6 protein-coding genes are annotated in these 5191 nt (G+C 45.5%); 5 read left to right on the top strand and 1 reads right to left on the bottom strand.

Annotated features, from left to right (window positions below):
* The 5 genes from GRP75_RS18770 to GRP75_RS18750 form a co-directional block, all read left to right on the top strand.
* The coding region (locus GRP75_RS18770) for a WIAG-tail domain (RefSeq protein ID WP_160790038.1) at nucleotides 1–290 on the top strand (290 nt) is incomplete at its 5' end.
* Nucleotides 291–447: 157 nt separating this feature from the next.
* On the top strand, nucleotides 448–954 hold the full coding sequence (locus GRP75_RS18765; RefSeq protein ID WP_053325919.1) for a hypothetical protein: 507 nt from the start codon (nucleotides 448–450) through the stop codon (nucleotides 952–954).
* Between the two features lie 168 nt (nucleotides 955–1122).
* Nucleotides 1123–1833, top strand: coding sequence for a response regulator transcription factor (locus tag GRP75_RS18760; RefSeq protein WP_160790037.1), 711 nt, complete (start codon nucleotides 1123–1125; stop codon nucleotides 1831–1833).
* A gap of 2 nt (nucleotides 1834–1835) precedes the next feature.
* On the top strand, nucleotides 1836–3215 hold the full coding sequence (locus GRP75_RS18755) for a HAMP domain-containing sensor histidine kinase (protein WP_160790036.1): 1380 nt from the start codon (nucleotides 1836–1838) through the stop codon (nucleotides 3213–3215).
* Between the two features lie 214 nt (nucleotides 3216–3429).
* A complete protein-coding gene (locus tag GRP75_RS18750; RefSeq protein WP_160790035.1) occupies nucleotides 3430–4497 on the top strand; it encodes an ABC transporter ATP-binding protein in 1068 nt (355 codons plus the stop codon).
* Between the two features lie 146 nt (nucleotides 4498–4643).
* On the opposite strand, the gene GRP75_RS18745 is transcribed toward GRP75_RS18750, so the two are convergent.
* A partial coding sequence (locus GRP75_RS18745; protein WP_483311098.1) for a pectate lyase family protein occupies nucleotides 4644–5191 on the bottom strand: 548 nt, incomplete at its 5' end.

Here is a 5191-nt window from a genome sequence, read left to right as displayed (position 1 = left end):
CGGAGCATTTGAGCATCACTCCGGTCCGTACTTGTGCGAATCAGCCAGCATTGCAGCAGTTTGGCAGAGCGCCGTTTCTTTTGAAAGGCAGTGAAGGAGAGACGGAAGTGACCATTGTATTCGGGGAGCCTTTTGTAAACCCGGACTACACGTTGGTAGCGATGACGAACCACCCTCTCTTTCATGCGACGCTGAAATCTCAGACGCCGAATGGAGCAGTGATCGTCGTAACCAAGTGGAACGAAACCGCGCATAACTACGGTATTATTTCCTGGATCGCCATTGGTTAGTGAAGATGGTTATTGTAAAACTCATAGCGTGCAGACTCATGTATTTTCTAAATACAGGGCTGCACGCTTTTTCATATACTTTTCACACATTTGCTCCACAATTATCCCGAATTCTCCTGATAAGCTAAAGATACTTTAAAGGAGAGGTGATTCAATCATGAAAAAATGGACTAAAAATGCAGCAGCCGTATTAACCGTAGTAAGTGTATTGGGAGGAGCAAGCAGCGCATTCGCCGCTACAGCAACAACGACTCCAGCGAGCACTGCACCAGCAATCAAAGCTCCTGCGGTTACGACTCCGGCTACCAAAACACCGGCAAAATCACCTGTGACGAAAACACCTGAGGTGAAAGCACCCGTTAAAAAAGCTACAACAGCTCATAAAACAACAACCAAAGCGAAGAAAGCCCCTGCCAAAAAATCCGTTGCGAAAAAAGTGGCAAGCCACAAAACAAAAGCAGTGAAAGTGCAGCACCGTACAGTTAAACATCATGCAAAAAAACATAATGTTGTTAAACACAAAGCAACAACTCATAAAACTCGTGCACATCATGTCGTAGCTAAAAAAGTGACCCACAAAGCTCCAGTTAAAAAAGCAGTTCCAGCCAAAGCAGCTCCAAAAACAGTCAAAACAGCTCCAAAAACAGTAACAACCAAGAAATAAGACTGATATGTAGTTAGCATTCAGCTCGCCTGGCATATACAGCAGCGATTCATGATAAGAAAGACGGGACCGGGAACGGTATACCCGTCTTTTGTCTATTCTGCTGGGCTTCTGTTAAGCTTAAAGAGAGGATGGAAGCATCCAGAACAACGGCAAGGGGTTAAGGTCATGACAAAAATAGTAGTAGTGGATGACGATGTGTTCATTCTGCAATTAATATCTGAATATTTGAAAAAAGAATCCTACGAGGTCACTTCCTTTTCCAGTGGTAAAACACTGGTAGAGCATATCCGTACGAACCATCCGGATTGTCTCGTTCTTGATATTATGATGCCTGGCATTGATGGGCTTTCTCTACTGACTCAGCTTCGTGAGTTTACGGAAATGCCGATCATTATGATCTCTGCCCGTGGAGAAGAAAACGACCGTATTCACGGGCTGGAGCTGGGATGCAGTGATTTTTTGACTAAGCCCTTTAATCCAAGGGAGTTGGTAGGAAGGGTCAAAGCGATGCTGAGACTGAGCAAGGCCGGAATGTCTGCATCAGACGATAGGCAAGCGGCAGAAAGCGCAGATATATGCCATGCGGGCAATCTGTGTATTTTTGCTGACTTTCGTAAAGTCACAGTGGACGGACAAGAGCTAAATTTGACCTCACGTGAATTCGACCTGCTGCTGTTTCTTGCGAATCATCTGGAAAGACCTTTCGGCAGGGAACATCTGATTCAGCAGGTGTGGAGCTATGATTTTATAGGTGATGTGAGAGTCGTGGATGATTTGGTCAAGCGGATTCGTAAAAAGTTAGCTGAATATCACTCTACGCTCGTCATTAACACCGTATGGGGCTTCGGATATAAAGCAACAGTTCAGGAGTTGTAACCATGCGTACGATGAGAGCTAAAATACTGCTTTCCCTGACCATCGCCATGCTTATTACCGTCTGTATTACGGTGGTCTTATTCATCAGGCTTATCGACGACATTCTGGTGAATCAGGCCAAATCCAAGCTTCATGAGCAGGCACGCAAAGCCGTCCATATTATGAGCGACGGAGGCTTTGATCGACTGGATAATGCTGAATTTAACTATGTTATCAAGGGCGTGCTTTTATCTGCTGATTACTTTATTTTAAGCACGGATAACCGCATCATCGACTCAAGCGTCTCTGGAATGGAAGGCAAAAAGATAGAGCGTTTGCTTTTGATCCGCCAAGGATTTTTTGCATCGGTTCATCCGTCTGCCCAGGATCTGACCGCTACACATGAAGGGGTGGCTGTGCTTCAAGGTAAAAAGGTACTGTTTACGAATGAAGAATTGCCCGGACAACCTTTTCGTATTTTTGTATACTCACCCTTATCTTCTTTACGAGCACTGTATGTACCGTTAATGAGAACCACATTACTGTCTATCATCGCGGGTTTTTTGGTGATTCTCGTCATTGGTCTGATGGTTGTCTCACGTCTGGTGCGTCCGCTCAAACGATTGAAGGAGGCGGTAGGCAACTACGAACCGAATCAGCCGCAGGATAGTGATTTTCCGCAGGCGGATAAAAGTGAGATTGGCGAGTTGATCAGCACCTTTCATTCCATGTCCGCCCGTATTCAGCAGCACCACCACGGTCAAATTGAATTCCTGCAAAATGTATCTCACGAGCTAAGGACACCGTTAATGTCCATTCAAGGCTATGTATATGCCATTCAGGATCAAGTGGTATCCCAGGACGAGGGGCTGAGTATCATCAAAGTGCAGTCCCAGCGGTTAATTGATATGGTGGAAAAGCTGCTGCAGCTATCGAGGTTGGAGGCGCTGAATGAAGACTGGCCTGTCTCTCTGGTTGATCTTAGAAGCATGGCGGAGGATGCTGTTCATCTATTGATGCCGGTGGCTGCTGAACGTTCTATCTCGCTTCGAGTGGAGGGAGAGGGCCTGCATGTGGCCGTTCCGGCCGAGCAATTGTTCCGTATGATATTGAATTTGTTGCAAAATGCAGTTCGGCACACCTCTACGGAGGTTGTCATTCATTTGGAGACAGGGACAACACCGGAGGTTGTATGGGTTATGCATGTGGATGATGATGGGGAAGGGCTGACTGAACAAGAGGCAGCCGAGGTATTTGGAAGATTCTATGCGGGCTCGAATGGTGCCACAGGTCTTGGATTGGCTATTTGTCGTCAAATTGCTACCCGATTGAACGGAGAACTACTCTGCACACGTTCGCCATGGGGTGGAGCACGCTTCAGCTATATCCAGCGCATGTTATAAATGAGTACAGAAATGGTTAAAAATGATCGTTTTTTCGGACAAACATTCCATTTATATAACATGGTGTGAAAGGTTTTTGATGATATTTTAGATATAGCTTGACTGGTAGGTACTAAACTGAGTAAAATTAATCGTATATACCTTGACTCATGGACGTCGTTTTTTTAGATAGTGGTCAATAATAGTGATGAATAATAAATGAAAGAGTGATGAGATGAACCGCCTTTTGGAAGTGAAGGACTTAACGATATCTTTCAAGACCCGTCAGGGACTAGTGCAGGCCATTCGTGGCGTAAACTTTCATGTCAATAAAGGAGAGACGCTGGCGATTGTGGGCGAATCCGGCTCAGGCAAAAGCGTAACCTCACAAGCTGTTATGAAGTTGATTCCGACCCCTCCGGGCATTTATCAAAAGGGTCAAATTATGTTTGACGGACAAGAGCTGATTAATAAAACAGAGAAGCAGATGCAAAAAATTCGTGGTAAGGAAATTGGCCTGATTTCTCAGGACCCAATGACTTCGCTTAACCCGACGATGAAAGTGGGCAAGCAGATCACGGAAGTGCTTTTCAAGCATGAAAAAATATCCAAGGATGCTGCTCACAAGCGGGGTATTGAGTTGCTGAATCTGGTAGGTATCCCACATCCTGAACAGCGTTTTAACCAATATCCGCATGAATTTAGTGGTGGTATGCGTCAGCGTGTCGTCATTGCGATGGCATTGGCTGCTAATCCGAAACTTCTGATCGCCGATGAGCCGACGACTGCGTTGGACGTAACGATTCAAGCTCAAATTTTGGAGCTGATGAAGGATCTTCAGAAAAAGATCGATACTTCCATCATCTTTATTACTCATGACCTCGGTGTTGTGGCGAAGATGGCTGATCGCGTTGCCGTTATGTACGCAGGACAAATCGTGGAAACAGGTACGGTTAATGAAATTTTCTATAACCCGAAACATCCATATACATGGGGCCTTCTCGCTTCTATGCCAAGTTTGGACAGCCATGGTCAGAAGCTGGCAGCTATTCCGGGAACACCTCCGGATCTGCTTCACCCACCTGTAGGGGATGCTTTTGCAGCCCGCAGTTCTTATGCTATGAAAATTGACTTTGAGAAAGAGCCTCCACTCTTTCAATTATCCGATACGCACTTTGTGAAATCATGGTTGCTGCATCCAGATGCGCCTGCGGTTGAGCCACCAGAAGCGGTAAAGGCTAAACTTCGCAAGCTGGATAATGCATTTGAAAAGCCGGTTTTGGTAGAACAATACGGCAGTTAAGGCGTGTTATATTTGTAATTAAACAAATGAAAAATAAAAAAAGGGCTGTTCTCTCCGTGTGGAATCATTCTACGGAGGAAACAGCCTTTTTGGTGTAAAATCGCAGGTTGTAGGCGCCTGTGGTTATTTGTGTTAGCGGGCAGTGCTTACAGCTTACCGGAACCGGCTTGGGAAGTGACTTCTGCCTTCACACTGGCGGATGGGGAGATTTTATCGTTCAGCGATGGTTTCCAGCCTACAGAGGAGCTAAGACCCGCGCTGGAGCCTGCGTTAACAGCTTGTCCATTCAGGATTGTGCCCGTATCTGACAGGGCAGTTCCTCCAAAGACAGTCACGATTTTAGCTGCAGTTAAACCGGCAACGTCAATGACATTGTTTTCGGCGAAGATTTTGGAGGATTTACCTGCGCCCCATATATACAGTGAAGGATATTCGGAGCGTTTTACATCACCAGTATAGTAATTGTTGTACAGATGGACTTGTCCATACCGCACGCGTGGTGTGCGTTGTACCGTGTTTTCATAATAGTTGTGATGCAGAGTTACACGTAAAGCCCCTTCATCTGCTGTTTTACTGTCGCTGTTGCCAATAATCGATGATTTATCATGATCGTAAAAATGATTGTAAGAAACAGTAACCAGATCGCCTTGGTTAATCACATCGAGAAGTCCATCATGATGCTGGTATTCTTGGC

The organism is Paenibacillus sp. OT2-17, assembly GCF_009827695.1.
Classification (GTDB): Bacteria; Bacillota; Bacilli; order Paenibacillales; family Paenibacillaceae; genus Paenibacillus; species Paenibacillus polymyxa_B.
This window is presented reverse-complemented; position numbering and strand designations above follow the sequence as displayed.